The sequence below is a fragment of the Rossellomorea vietnamensis genome, assembly GCF_008180615.1.
GTDB lineage: Bacteria > Bacillota > Bacilli > Bacillales > Bacillaceae_B > Rossellomorea > Rossellomorea vietnamensis_D.
On the sequence record NZ_VTEH01000007.1, the window covers coordinates 84826 to 99412 of the forward strand.

Sequence of the window (14587 nt, forward strand, 5' to 3'; positions counted from 1 at the left end):
AAGCTGCGAGAAGTGTCTTGTGTCCCAGAAAAGAAATGAATAAAAAATTTAAAAAGGCAGCCCCCTCATTTAATAGAGGAGCTGCCTTTTTTCTTATAACTCTTTTTAACCTCGCCAATGCGTTGTACCACTCTACGCTACTTCTCTTTCAATAACTGGTACCCCGCCGCTTTTTGCAGCCTGTTCATAATCGCCATTCCAACGCCCTCCTGGGGAAATGTCTCAGAAAAAATGATATCCACATCACTTTCATTAAAGGACCTCAATATGTCATACAGTGAATGAGCCACTGAGCTCAAATCTGACCGGCTTCCGCAGACAAGGATATGTTCCGCTTGGAAGGAATCTTTATTTTCCTCCGTAGTCAGCATCCCGACCTTCAATCCTTCATTTCTTTTTTCATCTATGAGCGATTGTATCCATTCCACAGATCCGTCCAGCAGCACCAATGGCGCGTCGGGAGCATAATGAGTATATTTCATTCCAGGTGATTTTGGGGCACCCTCCCCTTTTTTCAGTGAGGGGTCCACGTGGACTGGTCCGGACACCTCTTCCAGCTGCTCTTTTGTGACTCCGCCCGGTCTCAAAATCACAGGAATCTCTGATGTGCAGTCAACGACAGTGGATTCTACTCCAACACCTGTTTCCCCGCCGTTAATGACGCCGCTGATTTTGCCGGCCAAATCTTTGATAACGTGTTGTGCAGTTGTCGGGCTTGGCCTGCCTGATACATTTGCGCTCGGTGCGGCTATCGGCAGGTCCGCCGCCTCTATCAATGCCAGCGCCACTTGGTGATCAGGCATCCTGATGGCTACCGTATCCAATCCGGCCGTTACCCTTTCCGAAAGGACTCCCTCTTTTTTCTTGAAAATAATCGTCAATGCCCCAGGCCAAAACTTTTTCATAAAGGTCTCAGCTGCAGGAGGAATCTCTTCGACCAGCTCGGCTAACTGTTCCTTATTGGATATGTGGACAATCAGGGGATTATCGCTCGGTCTGCCCTTGGCTGAAAAAATTTTTCCCACCGCCTCATCCGATTTCGCGTTCGCCCCAAGTCCATAAACCGTTTCAGTTGGAAAGGCAATGACCTCATTATTCTTTAAAAATTGAGAGGCTTCCACAATTTGTGGACAACTTTTATTACTATCCACATTGTTCTCCACAATCCAGTAATTCGTCTTCATCATTATCACCTTTATCTTTTCAAACATAATAGTGCAGGAAAAAGCTTATTTCCATGTGAATTTTAACTATCCTATATCATTTCTACTTTTGCAAGTATATAAGAATCGACACAGTTATTCAAATCTTATCCACAAAATGTGCATAACCTCCAAAAAATTGTGTATAACTATGTGAACATCCGGAATTCACCTTTAACGCACTAAAGCAGTGAAAGGGACAGTCCCTCTCACTGCTTTAAAGCGTTAACATACTAAATACTCAGAATTGAAAGCACATGATTGTACAGTTATCCACTGTGGATAACGCTTTGGCGTGTGTGAACTGCTGTAATTCTTCTGAGCAATGAGACTTATCCACTTGTTGAAAACCTAATAAGTGAAAAAATTGAACAGATGCCTGCTTATTGGACACCAGATATAAGGAAGATAACTGTTTTTCCCTTCCCAACTGAAGAATCTCCTGAAATAAAGCGAATAAATCTTCGCCATCCATTGTCGGCTTGACCACCAGTGATCTCAGCAGCCCTGTCCTTTCCAGAATTTCCAGACCCAGAGTTCCTTCAATCCCGCATTCTTCATTCTCTACGATTAAAAAATTATCAATGCTGCCTTCTACTCCCACGGTACTCAATTCTGCTCTCTCCAGGAATCCCTTTATTGGTTCAATATCCCTCTCCAATGCTCTCCGGATTGTTTTCAACATATTTGTGCCCCTCTCTCATTTTATCTTTATAGTTAATAGATATGTAATGAGAGAGAGAATAGAACAAGAAAGAGATTCTTTTGATAAGAATCTCTCTATCACTTTAATTCATAAGCCCTTTTAAAAGGTCTATCACGAAGAACCTTACCTCGACTTCACTTTCTTCTTCCTCTACAAAAAGTTGTTTTTCTGTCGGTGCCTCATCTTCCGTACCCTTTTCCTCTGCTGGATTATCCACAACTTGTCCACTTGCTGCCACAACATCCGTCTCTTCGATGATAACCGCCTCGCTGACTGTCCGCGTTTCGCTTGCACTTGAAGCTTCCGGCTGCTGCTCTTCATCCGAAGCACCTGCTGACACATCGGACTCCTCCGTTACAGGCAAATCAACTTCCTGCTCCAATTCACTGGCTTCAGCCGTTGATTCAAACCCAGGGCTTCTTACAGCCGTTCCACTTGAAAAATCGAGGAAGCAAAGCGGAGGATAAAGGACGCACCACCAGTTGGCTCCTTGGCCGCTTCCCAACGTAATCAAGATCGCTTCATACTCACCGGCAGGGTATAAAAACTGCCCATAAAGCTTTGTAGGAAAATCGACTTTCCCGAATTTCACTTTGACCGTCTGTGATACCCCTTCCTCTTCCATCACTTGTTCGGCTATTTCTTGTAGTTCAGGAAGACCTGCCTTGATGGTAGAGCGCGCCTCTTCTAGTGAAGCAAGGCTTTCCACCCATTCTGTAATCTCTTCATTGACTCTATCACGGATCAAGCGTTTGACTGCCTGATCTTCTTCCTTGTCGCTGTCGGCCAGGATCCTCAATCGAATCGCTTCATTCGGAATGACCTGAACCTCCTGCTGCGCGGAAATTGACTCCTGTTTCGGTATATATAAACTTAAGATTGTTCCAATACTTAAAGTGATTATGTACATCCAGGCTAATTTAGTTGATTTCATTTCCTCCACCGTCCCTTCAGTAAAACAGTGTGGACAGAAATCACAATTCTTAAACTAGCAAAATCGAAAAACTTCAAAAAAAGAATTCTGCTAGAATCATAGGATTTTGCTTCTTTGCTTTAAAGCAGCAGAAGGGACAGTCCCTTATAGCAAAGCAACGCGTTGATGCGCTGCCAGGCTAAAAGGGACTGTCCCTATTAGTGCTTTAATGGACTAAAGTTCAATTGAATCCTTTAGCCTCTTGTACAGAAAACCATCCGGTCTTTGCCATTGATGTCATGGATAATTTCCGTGCGGGCATCAGGGAATGCGCCTCTGAGCATTCCAGCAACCGCTTCACCCTGTCCAACCCCAATTTCAAATCCGATTAGATACCTGCTTTTCATGACTTTTGGAAGTTCTTCCATAAAACGCTGGTAGAAATCCAAGCCGCTTTCGCCTCCAAAAAGTGCCGAGTGCGGCTCATGGTCCTTCACCACTTCCGATAAAGAATCCAGGTCGCTCAAGGGGATATAAGGCGGATTCGAAACAAGCACATCCAGCTTCTCCTCAGCCGAAATTAACGGCTGCAGCAAATCGCCTTCCAAAAACGAAACCTGCGCCCCCAATGCCTCGGCATTTTTCTCCGCCACCGTCAACGCTTCCGAGGAAATATCCACTGCCGATACAGCCAGCTCCGGTTCCTCCAATTTCAGCGTAACCGCAATCGCACCGCTCCCTGTTCCGATATCGGCCAGTTTCAATTGATCCTGCCCGGCAAAATGCTTCTTGATTTTATCTAAAGTATGATACACCAGTTCCTCGGTTTCAGGACGTGGAATCAGCACATGCTCACTGACGCGAAATCTCCGGCCGTAAAACTCCTCATGGCCGATGATATGCTGAATCGGTGTTCCCTGGATATGACTGGTGATTCCACGAACAAACTCAAGCTTCACCTTGTCGCTTAATACCATTCTTTGATTAGCCAGCAGCTGGGACCTGTCCATCTCTAAAAGATGCTTTATTAATAGTTCTCCCGCATTTTCGTCCCGCTTATTTTCTATCAAAAAAGAAGAAGCCCATTTAAGGGCTTCAAAAACGTTATTGCAATTACTCATTATTCTTCCAGTCTTTCAAGCAGTTTAGATTGGTCTTCAAGGATGAGTGCGTCAATGACGTCATCCATTTTACCTTCTAAAATCTGATCGAGTTTTTGGATTGTCAAACCAATGCGGTGATCCGTTACGCGGTTTTGCGGGAAATTATACGTACGGATACGCTCGGAGCGGTCGCCGGTACCGACAGCAGACTTACGGTTGGCATCGTATTCTGCCTGTACTTCTCTTTGAAACTTGTCGTAGACACGGGCACGAAGGACTTTCATCGCCTTTTCTTTATTCTTGATCTGGGATTTTTCATCCTGACATGAAACGACGACTCCAGTAGGCATATGTGTCAAACGAACAGCTGACATCGTGGTGTTAACACTCTGTCCGCCCGGTCCGCTGGATGCGAATGTGTCGACACGGATATCTTTTTCATGGATATCGATCTCCACTTCTTCCGCTTCAGGAAGACACGCAACAGTTGCCGTTGACGTATGAATCCGGCCGCCTGATTCTGTTTCAGGAACACGCTGTACGCGGTGTGCACCATTTTCATATTTCATTTTGGAATAGGCGCCATTTCCGGTAATCATGAAAATGATTTCCTTGTAACCGCCGACACCAGTAGAGTTCGCTTCCATGACTTCGGTCTTCCAGCCTTGCGCTTCCGCAAAACGGCTGTACATACGGTAAAGATCACCGGCAAACAGGGCAGCCTCATCTCCGCCTGCTGCTCCTCGGACCTCCATGATTACGTTCTTGTCATCATTCGGGTCTTTAGGAATAAGAAGAATCTTCATTCTCCCTTCCAGCTTCTCAATTTGTTCTTCCAATTCGGAAACTTCCTCTTTAACCATTTCACGCATTTCTGAATCAAGCTTTTCTTCAAGCATTGATTTGGCGTCTTTGAACTGGGACGTAGCTTCCTTATATTCACGATATGCTTCAACAGTTTCCTGGATGTTAGATTGTTCCTTAGAATATTCTCTTAGCTTCTTTGGGTCATTCACAATTTCCGGATCGCTCAAAAGCTCATTCAGCTTTTCATAACGATCTTCCACTGCCTGTAAACGATCGAACACAGCTATTCACCTCAATTTTAATCCATAACAGTACAATTATATTATATGCCGGCCTCAAACACAAGAAACGGTAAAAGGGCAAGTCTCCCTTTTACCGTTCTTGAATCTGTACATTTACATTATACCTCGGAAAAGCTCTGGTTAAACGCTTGCGGAGATCTGCTTCCTCTTTATTACGTTTGTCCTGTGCCATTTCATCATGAGTATAAGCTGTGACCCACATTTGCTGGCCGTTTAACCAGACCTGGCCTGGTTCATAGTCTGTGTATACTTCAATGACCTCTCTTGCCTTGTTGACATCTGTACCTTTATTTGGCTGCGTTTCCGCTAAATCAATAAAATTGGGGTTCTGATTCGTCTCCATAGGCTGATCGACTTTTTGATTCGTGTCCACATCATTTAAATCATTATTAACGAACCGTCTGCCGCCCTGATCTTCATCCTGCACGTAAAGATTATCATTCTGTGCTCCACATGCTGTCAGTAAGATGGTAAGAGCCGCTAAACTTAAGACCTTTCTCATCTGAAACACCTCCTGAGCATAGGTTGTCCCAGGACATAGAGGTTATACCGTTTGAAATTTGGAAGGAACAAAAGCATTGAAGCTAATAGTTGCGGCTGTTAAAGTCATGAATTTCCGCTTCAGCCACACGACGCCACTGGACCGGGCGCTTAGGCTGGCGGTAAAAATAAGAGAAGTTTTTACCGCTAATTGTAGATGAGAGCACATTTCGAGGATAAATAAGGGAAGGTTTTTCCCTTATTAACAGCAGATGAACCTTTTTTCAGTATTTCAAGTCAATTAAGAGAATTTTCTTCCTCTATTTATGCTGTTTTCCCTGCTATTTAGTAATTAAGGGAAATCCTTTCCTCTATTTTTAAGATTGTAGTACCTGCATTGACCCCGAGGAGATAATGAACACCAGTCCCGCAGGCTGTTTCAAGCTTATAAAAAAGGTAAAGCAGCATTTTTTAAGAAAAAGCTTATGTGAATGATAAAACTCAGTCTCCCCGCAATAAAATCTTCCCAAACAATAAAAAACCGGGAGCTTGTGGGCTCCCGGTAAAAATTATATTTCTTTAACGATCGATTCCTGGCTGACACTGATACCCTTAGGTACCTGGTGATGATGCCGGCACCTTGGTTCATACGCTTCCGAAGCTCCGACAAGGATAATCGGATCATCGTATCCGGCAGGTCGGCCATCGATCAGGCGCTGTGTACGGCTTGCGGGTGATCCGCAGACAGAACATACAGCCTGAAGCTTGGTCACTTGTTCAGCAGCAGCCATGAGGCGGGGCATCGGACCAAATGGTTCTCCGCGGAAATCCTGATCCAGTCCTGCAGTGACGACTCGATGACCTGCATCCGCAAGCTTCTGCACGACTTCCACAATACCTTCATCAAAAAACTGGACTTCATCAATAGCGACTATATCGACACTGGCTGTCACCTCTCCGAGAATCTCCAATGAAGACTCAACAGGTTTGGCGATCACAGATGTTCCATTATGGGAAACAACAGCTTCCTCACTATAGCGGTTATCTAATTTCGGTTTGAAGACCATGATTTCCTGCTTGGCAAATTGTGCTCTTCTGACACGTCTGATCAACTCTTCAGATTTTCCAGAGAACATGCTTCCGCAAATTACTTCCAACCATCCGGTCTGTTTCATGAGATACATGAAATTAGCCCTCTCCTTCCTCGATCGATGAATTTATGAAATGCATCCTATGTATTCCGCTGCACCTCTATAAAAGAAATAATAAAGGCAATAACAGCTGGTGCAGCCGGAGAAGAATGTCTAAAAAGGTCCATTTCAGAAAAAAAGGGGTGCAGTCCGATTACTGCCTCCACCTGATTCTTCCTTATTTTCTCATAAAAGAGAAATAAAAAACAGGCAAGCATAATTCCTTGCCTGTTTTCTTTAAAGTTTAGAAAGGGAGGACTCCAAGGAAGCTGTTAAGCACAAGTGCTTACAGGGACCCGGAATCGCTCCGCTGTTTTTCTAAAATTATTGTTCTTGGTTTTTAAGGCCGTATTTCTTGTTGAAACGATCAACACGTCCGCCGGCATCAGCGAATTTTTGACGACCAGTGTAGAAAGGATGGCACTCAGAGCAAACCTCTACTTTAACTTCGTTCTCAACAGAACCTGTTTCGAACTCGTTACCGCAAGCACATGTAACCATCACTTTTTTGTAATCTGGATGAATTCCTTGTTTCATTCTTTTTCATCTCCTTCCGCCCTGAATCATCTGAGACAGAGTTATATATTCCAAAATATGCGATATGAGCATAAGCCGTTTGACCAGCCCCTTACCGCATCCACTTTAAAAACACACTGACAATATTATAACAAGTACAGCCCTGAAATGCAACCTGGTTTTCAAGCTGGAAAAATTTTTACTTTTTCTCTCGACGCCGCTAAAAGGACTTGCCCCTTTCAGTGATGTAACGCTTTAAAGCACGACAAAGGAATATCCTTAACAGGAGATACCCGCTTAGGAGCGCCTGCCTTTGGATTCTTCATGTAGAATGTCGAAGAATTCTTCGTTGGTCTTGGTTTTTTTCAGCTTGCGCAGGAATTTTTCTGCAAAATCCGGCGCGTCGGACATCGCTTTTCGGATGGCCCACAGCTTATCAAGGTTTTCCGCTGGAATAAGAAGCTCCTCTTTTCGTGTTCCGGAACGGCGGATATCGATCGCAGGGAAGATTCTTCTTTCTGCAAGTGCACGGTCAAGATGAAGTTCCATGTTTCCAGTTCCTTTGAATTCTTCATAGATCACATCATCCATACGGGAGCCGGTATCAACAAGAGCCGTCGCCAGTACAGTCAAGCTTCCACCCTCTTCTATGTTACGGGCAGCACCGAAGAAACGCTTTGGACGGTGGAAGGCAGCAGGATCGATACCGCCGGAAAGTGTTCTTCCGCTTGGCGGGATGACCAGGTTATAAGCACGCGCCAGACGTGTAATACTATCCATTAGAATGATCACGTCGCGTTTATGCTCAACAAGACGCATGGCTCGCTCCAAAACAAGCTCAGCCACTTTGATATGGTTTTCCGGCACCTCGTCGAATGTCGAACTCACTACTTCCGCCTCAACAGAGCGCTCAATATCCGTTACTTCCTCAGGTCGCTCATCGATTAGAAGAATGATCAATTCAGCTTCAGGATTATTGGTCGTGATTGAATTGGCAATCTCTTTTAAGAGCATTGTTTTACCTGCTTTTGGAGGAGCGACAATCAATCCACGCTGGCCGAAGCCGACAGGGGAGATCAAATCCATGATGCGTGTTGAAATTTTACTTGTTGTCGTTTCAAGCATAATCTGACGGTCAGGATATAAAGGAGTAAGAGCTGGGAAATGGACACGGTCCTTGGAAGCTTCCGGTTCCACTCCATTGACCATTTCTACATGAAGCAACCCAAAATAGCGTTCATTCTCTTTAGGAGGACGCACTTTCCCGGAAACCTTGTCTCCATTCCTCAAATCAAAACGGCGGATTTGGGACGCGGAAATATAAATATCCTCCGCACTCGGCGAGTAATTGATCGGGCGCAGGAATCCGAAACCTTCCGACTGGATGATTTCCAATACACCTTCCATAAAAAAGAAGCCTTCTTTTTCAGCTCTCACTTTTAGGATGGCAAATATGAGTTCTTTTTTTGTCAGCTTGCTATAGTAGGAAATCTTGTACTCTCTTGCTAGTTCATAAAGTTCTTTTAATTTCATGTTTTCTAAGCTTTTAATTGTTAATTCCATAATGACACCACTCTTTAATTATTTGAAATCTACCATATGGAGATCGTTATGATAGGAAAAATTACCGGATAATGAATAAGAAGAAATAGTAGAAGCAATTTCTTGTGAAGTATTTTTTATGGCTCTTTCCACAAAGATTTTGGCTGGTTCACAGCAAAATTTCCGCTCCAGGCGCGCGACTCCGCGGGGCGGGCGGTGAGCCTCCTCGGCTTCAATCCTAATACGTAAAAGGTAGAGGATAAAACAGCCTCAATCTTTTAGAAAAGAGCCTTTCTTAAAAATTGTTACTAATTGAATTTAAAAAATATCGCCATGATTCACTGAAATATCAGGTGCATGGGTTTCGAAAGCAAAAATATAACCAAACACAGCATTATATATAGGAAAATAAAACAACTACTATCTAATCATATTTTTCGGTTGAAATCAACAATGGAATAGAAAAGGAAGGAAAAAGTCATGATGGGCAGAGGAATACCCTCATCTTTCTCTTTATATAGGAAATGTCAGCTTCAATGGGAGCTCTCCATCAAAGCTGACTGTCATTCAGGTTCACCAGGATGTTGGATGACTGGTGGCTGTATGAAAATTAATGCGTCTTAACTTACTTCATCACCAGATTCGGTTTCTTTTGCAAGCTGTGACGGCCGTCAATAAAACGCACCGTACCGGATTTTGCTCTCATGACAACAGAATGCGTCAAGCCATGGGTCCCTTTTAATTGTACACCGCGCAAAAGCTCTCCATCTGTAACACCGGTTGCGGCAAAGATGGCATCGTCGCCTGTCACCAGGTCTTCCATACGAAGGATTTTGCTGCAATCCAGACCCATTCTTACACAGCGGTCCGCTTCAGCATCATTCTGCGGCAGAAGCTTTCCTTGGATTTCCCCGCCAAGGCATTTCAACGCAACCGCAGCCAAAACTCCTTCAGGTGCACCGCCAGAACCAAACAGGATATCTACACCAGTATGATCGAAAGCAGTATTCATGGCACCCGCTACATCACCGTCATTGATCAGCTTGATTCTCGCTCCCGCTTCTCTCAATTGAGCGATGATGTGAGAATGTCGGTCGCGGTTAAGGACTGTCGCCACGACGTCTTCGATATCTTTATTTTTCGCACGTGCAACAGCCTTCAGGTTATCCAGTACCGAAGCATTGATATCAATCTGTCCGACCGCTTCCGGACCGACTGCTATCTTGTCCATATACATATCTGGAGCATTCAACAGGTTGCCATGATCAGCGACAGCCAGGACAGCCAGGGCATTCCATCCTCCAGAAGCCACGATGTTAGTACCTTCCAGCGGATCCACCGCTACGTCAACTCGAGGGCCATAACCTGTCCCTAGTTTTTCACCGATATAGAGCATCGGGGCTTCATCCATTTCCCCTTCCCCGATTACAACTGTCCCTTTCATCGGTACAGTATCAAAAACATCTCTCATAGCGGAAGTTGCTGCATCATCCGCCTCATCCTTCTTTCCTCTTCCCATCCAGCGGGCTGAAGCAAGCGCTGCCCCTTCTGTTACGCGTACAAGTTCCATCGATAAACTTCTTTCCATCTGTTTCTCCCCCTGTGTCATAAATATATTTTTATATGCAAATTGTATAACATAATAATATATATATTGTAACACATTAAAAGGAAGGGGAAAGGGTTTTTTTAGAACGCTGATTTCGTAAAATTTCCGCTCCAGCCGCTCCAATCCTTCAATATATAAGGATAGAGGAAGGGTCATAAGCATTAAGAGCCACAATCTCTTAGATAAGAGTCTTAAAAAAAGACATTTTCCACTGCAGACTTGCGAATCCCCTAGGCGAATACTAATCAGGAACTTTTCAGCTGCTCCAGCTCTTCCGGCGACATCTTTTCACGCCAAATAGTTGCTCCAAGTCCTTCCAGCTTCTCGACCAGGCTGCTGTAGCCGCGGTCAATGTGCTCTAGGCCTGTCACTTCTGTTATACCCTCAGCCATCAGGCCCGCAACAACAAGTGCAGCACCTGCCCTTAGGTCACTGGCTTTCACTTTTGCTCCTTGAAGCTGGACAGGCCCGTTCACGATGGCGGAACGCCCTTCGACTTTGATATTGGCATTCATTCTCCGCAGCTCATCAATATGCTTGAAGCGGGCAGAATAAATGGTATCCGTTACGACTGCCGAACCCTTGGCTCTTGTTAAAAGAGAGGTGAACGGCTGCTGAAGATCCGTCGGGAATCCCGGGTACACAAGAGTCTTGATATCGACGGCATTTAAATTTTCCGCCTTGCCAATGAAGATTTGCTCATCGCTTGTCTCAATAGGCACACCCATTTCACGCATCTTTGCGATCAAGGATTCCATATGAAGAGGGATGACGTTATCAATCAGTACACCATCACCTGCTGCGGCACCTAAAATCATGAACGTGCCCGCTTCTATACGGTCGGGAATGATCGTATGTCGGCATCCGCTCAGGTTATCGACTCCATCAATACGGATGACATCTGTGCCTGCACCTTTGATTCTGGCTCCCATATTGGTTAGTAAAGTAGCCACATCAATGATTTCAGGCTCTTTTGCTGCGTTTTCTATGATTGTCTGGCCTTTTGCCCTTACGGCTGCCAGCATAATATTAATGGTTGCTCCGACACTGACCACATCAAGATAGATCCGGGCACCGCGCAGTTCCTCTGCTCTTAGGTAAATGGCGCCTTGTTCGTTCGTCACTTCAGCACCCAAAGCTTCAAATCCTTTAATATGCTGATCTATTGGACGCGGTCCAAGATGGCACCCGCCCGGCAGTCCAATTGCCGCTTTTTTGAAGCGCCCAAGCATGGCACCCATTAAGTAATAGGATGCTCTCAGCTTTTTCACTTTTCCACTAGGCAGAGGCATCGAAATCATTCGGGATGGATCTACTCTCATCTCACCATCGCCAAAAGAAACTTCTCCTCCGATTTCTTCAAGCAAAGCCTTCAGTGTCTGGACATCTGAAATCTCGGGTAAACCTTCAATTGTTACTGGAGAGTCGGCAAGGATAGTTGCCGGAATTAGGGCCACAGCGCTGTTTTTCGCTCCACTTACCTTAATAGTCCCTTTCAGTGGATAACCGCCTGCTATTTTAAGCTTTTCCATTTTAGACTCCCTTCCAAATTCCTTGATGAATTTTCCATAAACTAAGCAACGATTTATATTGAGTATTTTAATGGTTATATTTACCAATAAAAATAATTCTAAGAAGTATTGTCTACTAGTTTATACATAATTCGTCAAAACATGTATAGAAGAATAGATTTTTTTATAAATTATACCTTTTTTACTATAGTTCTGTATTGAGTGTGTCGACTGCCGCCGAAAAATCAATCCAGGGAATATCTAGCTTCTGTTATTCCAATCATCCAGGAATGCCTGGATTCCCTTGTCTGTAAGCGGGTGTTTGAACAACTGCCCAAGAACTTTATAAGGGGTAGTCGCAATGTGCGCCCCTCTTAAAGCAGCGTCAGTGATATGTTGAGGATGTCTGATAGAAGCAGCGATGATTTCTGTGTCGATAGCATGGATCGCAAAGATTTCAGCGATTTTCTCAATCAGCTCCATTCCGTCATGGCCGATATCATCCAGCCTTCCGAGGAAAGGAGAGACGTATGTCGCACCTGCTCTTGCTGCAAGTAATGCCTGATTGGCGCTGAAAATAAGGGTTACATTCGTTTTGATACCTTCTTTAGAGAAAACAGACACCGCTTTCAGACCATCTGGAGTCATTGGTACTTTTACGGTGATATTAGGTGCGATAGCCGCAAGTTCACGGCCTTCTTTAATCATGCCTTCTGCATCAAGAGCGATGACTTCACCCGACACCGATCCAGGTACCAGGTCTGCTATTTCCTTTAAGCGGTCATGAAAAGATACCCCTTCTTCTTTAGCCACTAGTGAAGGGTTTGTTGTCACCCCAGAGATGATTCCCCATTCAAAAACTTCGCGAATTTCTTCCATATTTGCCGTATCAATAAAAAATTTCATTTCCCCATCCCTCTTCCTTCGACTAAATTTTCAAAACTTTTAAAATGAACGGAAACCGCCTTATGATGTAAGGCGGTTTCTATAAGGGTTGTTTATGTGATTCTGCAAGGTCTATAGATTTTTATAAAATTATGCTTGGTTGGAAGAACCAAATTCACGCATTTTGCCGATAACTGTCTGCTTGATGGCTTCGCGTGCAGGTCCAAGATATTTACGTGGATCGTATACTTCAGCATCTTCAGCAAGCACTTCACGAACCTTTTTCGCAGAAGCGATTTGGTTTTCAGTGTTTACGTTGATTTTAGCTGTACCGTAAGATACCGCTCTTTGGATATCTTTCGTTGGAATTCCCGTACCGCCGTGAAGTACCAGTGGTACTCCTGTAGCCGCGCCGATTTCTTCCATTTCCTTGAATCCTAAGTTAGGCTCACCTTTGTATGGTCCGTGAACAGAACCTAGGGCAGGTGCCAATGTGTCGATACCAGTACGCTCAACAAGCTCCTGGCACTCTTTAGGGTCAGCGTAGATAACTCCGTCAGCTACAACGTCGTCCTCTTGGCCGCCGACAACTCCAAGTTCAGCTTCTACAGAAACGCCTTTAGAGTGTGCATATTCAACCACTTTGGAAGTGGTTTCGACGTTTTCCTCGAAAGGACCGTGAGACGCATCGATCATGACAGAAGTGAAGCCTGCATCGATCGCTTCTTTACACTTATCGTAGCTTGAGCCATGATCAAGGTGAATAGCTACAGGTACTGTAATGCTGTAGTCTTCCATCAGACCTTCCACCATTTTGACAACTGTCTTGAATCCGCCCATGTAGCGTGCTGCACCTTCGGAAACCCCAAGGATTACCGGTGATTTTTCTTCTTCCGCAGCTTGAAGGATCGCTTGAGTGAACTCAAGGTTATTTAAGTTGAACTGTCCTACAGCATAACTGTTATCTTTTGCTTTGATAAGCATTTCTTTCATTGAAACTAAAGGCATGAAATTTTTCCTCCTTTTATTGAGTCAGTATGTAAACTGTTACCCGTTTCTCAGTGTTTGCAATTTCATCTGTATAATACCAAAAAGGTCAACAATTTACCAACGGACTGCCCTATTTTTATAAAAAGAAGTATTATTCACTATTTTCAATTTTTTGGAAGGGGTTACATCGTGGCGTACTGCTTCACTGCCTGCCTGATATCGTCAATATCAAACGGCTTGGCGAAGTGAGTAATCGCCCCAAGGTCCTTGGCTTCCTGGATCATATCAAGTTCACCATAAGCCGTCATGATGATGACGCGGATATCAGGATCCTTTTCCTTCATCCTTTTTAAAATTTCAATCCCATCCATTCCCGGGATCTTCATGTCAAGCAGGACCAGATCAGGGGAATGTTTATCAACTATGTCAAGAGCCTGAAGACCGTTGGCCGCTTGAAAAGTGTTGTAGCCTTCTTTTTGCAATACTTCATTCAATAAGATTCGGATACCAAATTGATCATCTACAATGAGGATGTTCTCCTTCATCTAATCCACCTCTTCCCCTCTTAATAACAACTGAAACGTGGTAAAAGCTTCCGTCTTTAGTTCCATTCCGGATGCCTCATATTATAATTATAGTCTTCAACATTGCTGCTTCCAGCGGCAGTATACTATTGTGATCAGCATGTGAATCCAGGTCACTGCCATCTCAGGCGGATTTAATCGCCTTTTCAGAGAACAGCATCTATTAAAAATGATAAGTATAATGTATATTAACCCTCAAGTATACTTCTACAAAAGACAAGCAGAATCCTTCTTCTCCTGATAATTT

The 14587-nt window shown here is 44.2% G+C and carries 14 protein-coding genes; all 14 read right to left on the reverse strand.

All coding sequences use genetic code 11. The annotated features are described in order from the left end of the window. Window positions 1-137 precede the first annotated feature (137 nt). The 14 genes from FZC79_RS11185 to FZC79_RS11250 all read right to left on the reverse strand — a co-directional run bounded on the left by FZC79_RS11185 (window position 138) and on the right by FZC79_RS11250 (window position 14301). Window positions 138-1184, reverse strand: a complete 1047-nt coding sequence (locus FZC79_RS11185; RefSeq protein WP_148946959.1) for an L-threonylcarbamoyladenylate synthase — start codon at window positions 1182-1184, stop codon at window positions 138-140. A gap of 259 nt (window positions 1185-1443) precedes the next feature. After that, window positions 1444-1887: a GNAT family N-acetyltransferase gene (locus FZC79_RS11190; RefSeq protein WP_148946880.1), complete on the reverse strand. Its 444-nt coding sequence runs from the start codon at window positions 1885-1887 to the stop codon at window positions 1444-1446. A gap of 103 nt (window positions 1888-1990) precedes the next feature. After that, window positions 1991-2842: a stage II sporulation protein R gene (gene spoIIR, locus FZC79_RS11195; RefSeq protein WP_148946881.1), complete on the reverse strand. Its 852-nt coding sequence runs from the start codon at window positions 2840-2842 to the stop codon at window positions 1991-1993. Window positions 2843-3075: 233 nt separating this feature from the next. Further along, on the reverse strand, window positions 3076-3942 hold the full coding sequence (prmC, locus tag FZC79_RS11200; protein ID WP_148946882.1) for a peptide chain release factor N(5)-glutamine methyltransferase: 867 nt from the start codon (window positions 3940-3942) through the stop codon (window positions 3076-3078). Beyond that, on the reverse strand, window positions 3942-5012 hold the full coding sequence (gene prfA, locus FZC79_RS11205) for a peptide chain release factor 1 (RefSeq protein WP_148946883.1): 1071 nt from the start codon (window positions 5010-5012) through the stop codon (window positions 3942-3944). The genes prmC and prfA overlap by 1 nt, the downstream gene beginning before the upstream one ends. 91 nt (window positions 5013-5103) lie before the next feature. Next, window positions 5104-5535: a hypothetical protein gene (locus FZC79_RS11210; RefSeq protein ID WP_148946884.1), complete on the reverse strand. Its 432-nt coding sequence runs from the start codon at window positions 5533-5535 to the stop codon at window positions 5104-5106. A 547-nt stretch (window positions 5536-6082) separates the two neighbouring features. Further along, entirely contained in the window at window positions 6083-6697 is a 615-nt protein-coding gene (locus tag FZC79_RS11215) for a thymidine kinase (protein ID WP_148946885.1), read from the reverse strand. A gap of 330 nt (window positions 6698-7027) precedes the next feature. Beyond that, the gene (gene rpmE, locus FZC79_RS11220; RefSeq protein ID WP_148946886.1) at window positions 7028-7240 is read right to left on the reverse strand and encodes a 50S ribosomal protein L31; all 213 of its coding nucleotides are present in this window, start codon (window positions 7238-7240) and stop codon (window positions 7028-7030) included. Between the two features lie 276 nt (window positions 7241-7516). Continuing rightward, complete coding sequence (gene rho, locus FZC79_RS11225; RefSeq protein WP_148939307.1) at window positions 7517-8782, reverse strand: transcription termination factor Rho; 1266 nt, start codon at window positions 8780-8782, stop codon at window positions 7517-7519. 604 nt (window positions 8783-9386) lie between these two features. Then, the gene (gene glpX, locus FZC79_RS11230) at window positions 9387-10349 is read right to left on the reverse strand and encodes a class II fructose-bisphosphatase (protein ID WP_148946887.1); all 963 of its coding nucleotides are present in this window, start codon (window positions 10347-10349) and stop codon (window positions 9387-9389) included. A gap of 266 nt (window positions 10350-10615) precedes the next feature. Continuing rightward, the gene (locus tag FZC79_RS11235; protein WP_148946888.1) at window positions 10616-11902 is read right to left on the reverse strand and encodes a UDP-N-acetylglucosamine 1-carboxyvinyltransferase; all 1287 of its coding nucleotides are present in this window, start codon (window positions 11900-11902) and stop codon (window positions 10616-10618) included. Between the two features lie 240 nt (window positions 11903-12142). Further along, window positions 12143-12787 (reverse strand): fructose-6-phosphate aldolase, encoded by a 645-nt coding sequence (gene fsa, locus FZC79_RS11240; RefSeq protein WP_148946889.1) that lies wholly within the window; start codon window positions 12785-12787, stop codon window positions 12143-12145. A 129-nt stretch (window positions 12788-12916) separates the two neighbouring features. Next, the gene (locus tag FZC79_RS11245) at window positions 12917-13774 is read right to left on the reverse strand and encodes a class II fructose-bisphosphate aldolase (protein ID WP_148946890.1); all 858 of its coding nucleotides are present in this window, start codon (window positions 13772-13774) and stop codon (window positions 12917-12919) included. 164 nt (window positions 13775-13938) lie between these two features. Next, window positions 13939-14301, reverse strand: a complete 363-nt coding sequence (locus tag FZC79_RS11250; RefSeq protein ID WP_148939312.1) for a response regulator — start codon at window positions 14299-14301, stop codon at window positions 13939-13941. Between the last annotated feature and the right edge of the window lie 286 nt (window positions 14302-14587).

Bases quoted from the DNA above. Each gene is read 5' to 3' on its own strand.
- FZC79_RS11185 (WP_148946959.1), bottom strand. From the start codon at position 1,184: ATGAAGACGAATTACTGGATTGTGGAGAACAATGTGGATAGTAATAAA.
- FZC79_RS11190 (WP_148946880.1), bottom strand. From the start codon at position 1,887: ATGTTGAAAACAATCCGGAGAGCATTGGAGAGGGATATTGAACCAATA.
- spoIIR (WP_148946881.1), bottom strand. From the start codon at position 2,842: ATGAAATCAACTAAATTAGCCTGGATGTACATAATCACTTTAAGTATT.
- prmC (WP_148946882.1), bottom strand. From the start codon at position 3,942: ATGAGTAATTGCAATAACGTTTTTGAAGCCCTTAAATGGGCTTCTTCT.
- FZC79_RS11210 (WP_148946884.1), bottom strand. From the start codon at position 5,535: ATGAGAAAGGTCTTAAGTTTAGCGGCTCTTACCATCTTACTGACAGCA.
- FZC79_RS11215 (WP_148946885.1), bottom strand. From the start codon at position 6,697: ATGTATCTCATGAAACAGACCGGATGGTTGGAAGTAATTTGCGGAAGC.
- rpmE (WP_148946886.1), bottom strand. From the start codon at position 7,240: ATGAAACAAGGAATTCATCCAGATTACAAAAAAGTGATGGTTACATGT.
- rho (WP_148939307.1), bottom strand. From the start codon at position 8,782: ATGGAATTAACAATTAAAAGCTTAGAAAACATGAAATTAAAAGAACTT.
- glpX (WP_148946887.1), bottom strand. From the start codon at position 10,349: ATGGAAAGAAGTTTATCGATGGAACTTGTACGCGTAACAGAAGGGGCA.
- FZC79_RS11235 (WP_148946888.1), bottom strand. From the start codon at position 11,902: ATGGAAAAGCTTAAAATAGCAGGCGGTTATCCACTGAAAGGGACTATT.
- fsa (WP_148946889.1), bottom strand. From the start codon at position 12,787: ATGAAATTTTTTATTGATACGGCAAATATGGAAGAAATTCGCGAAGTT.
- FZC79_RS11245 (WP_148946890.1), bottom strand. From the start codon at position 13,774: ATGCCTTTAGTTTCAATGAAAGAAATGCTTATCAAAGCAAAAGATAAC.
- FZC79_RS11250 (WP_148939312.1), bottom strand. From the start codon at position 14,301: ATGAAGGAGAACATCCTCATTGTAGATGATCAATTTGGTATCCGAATC.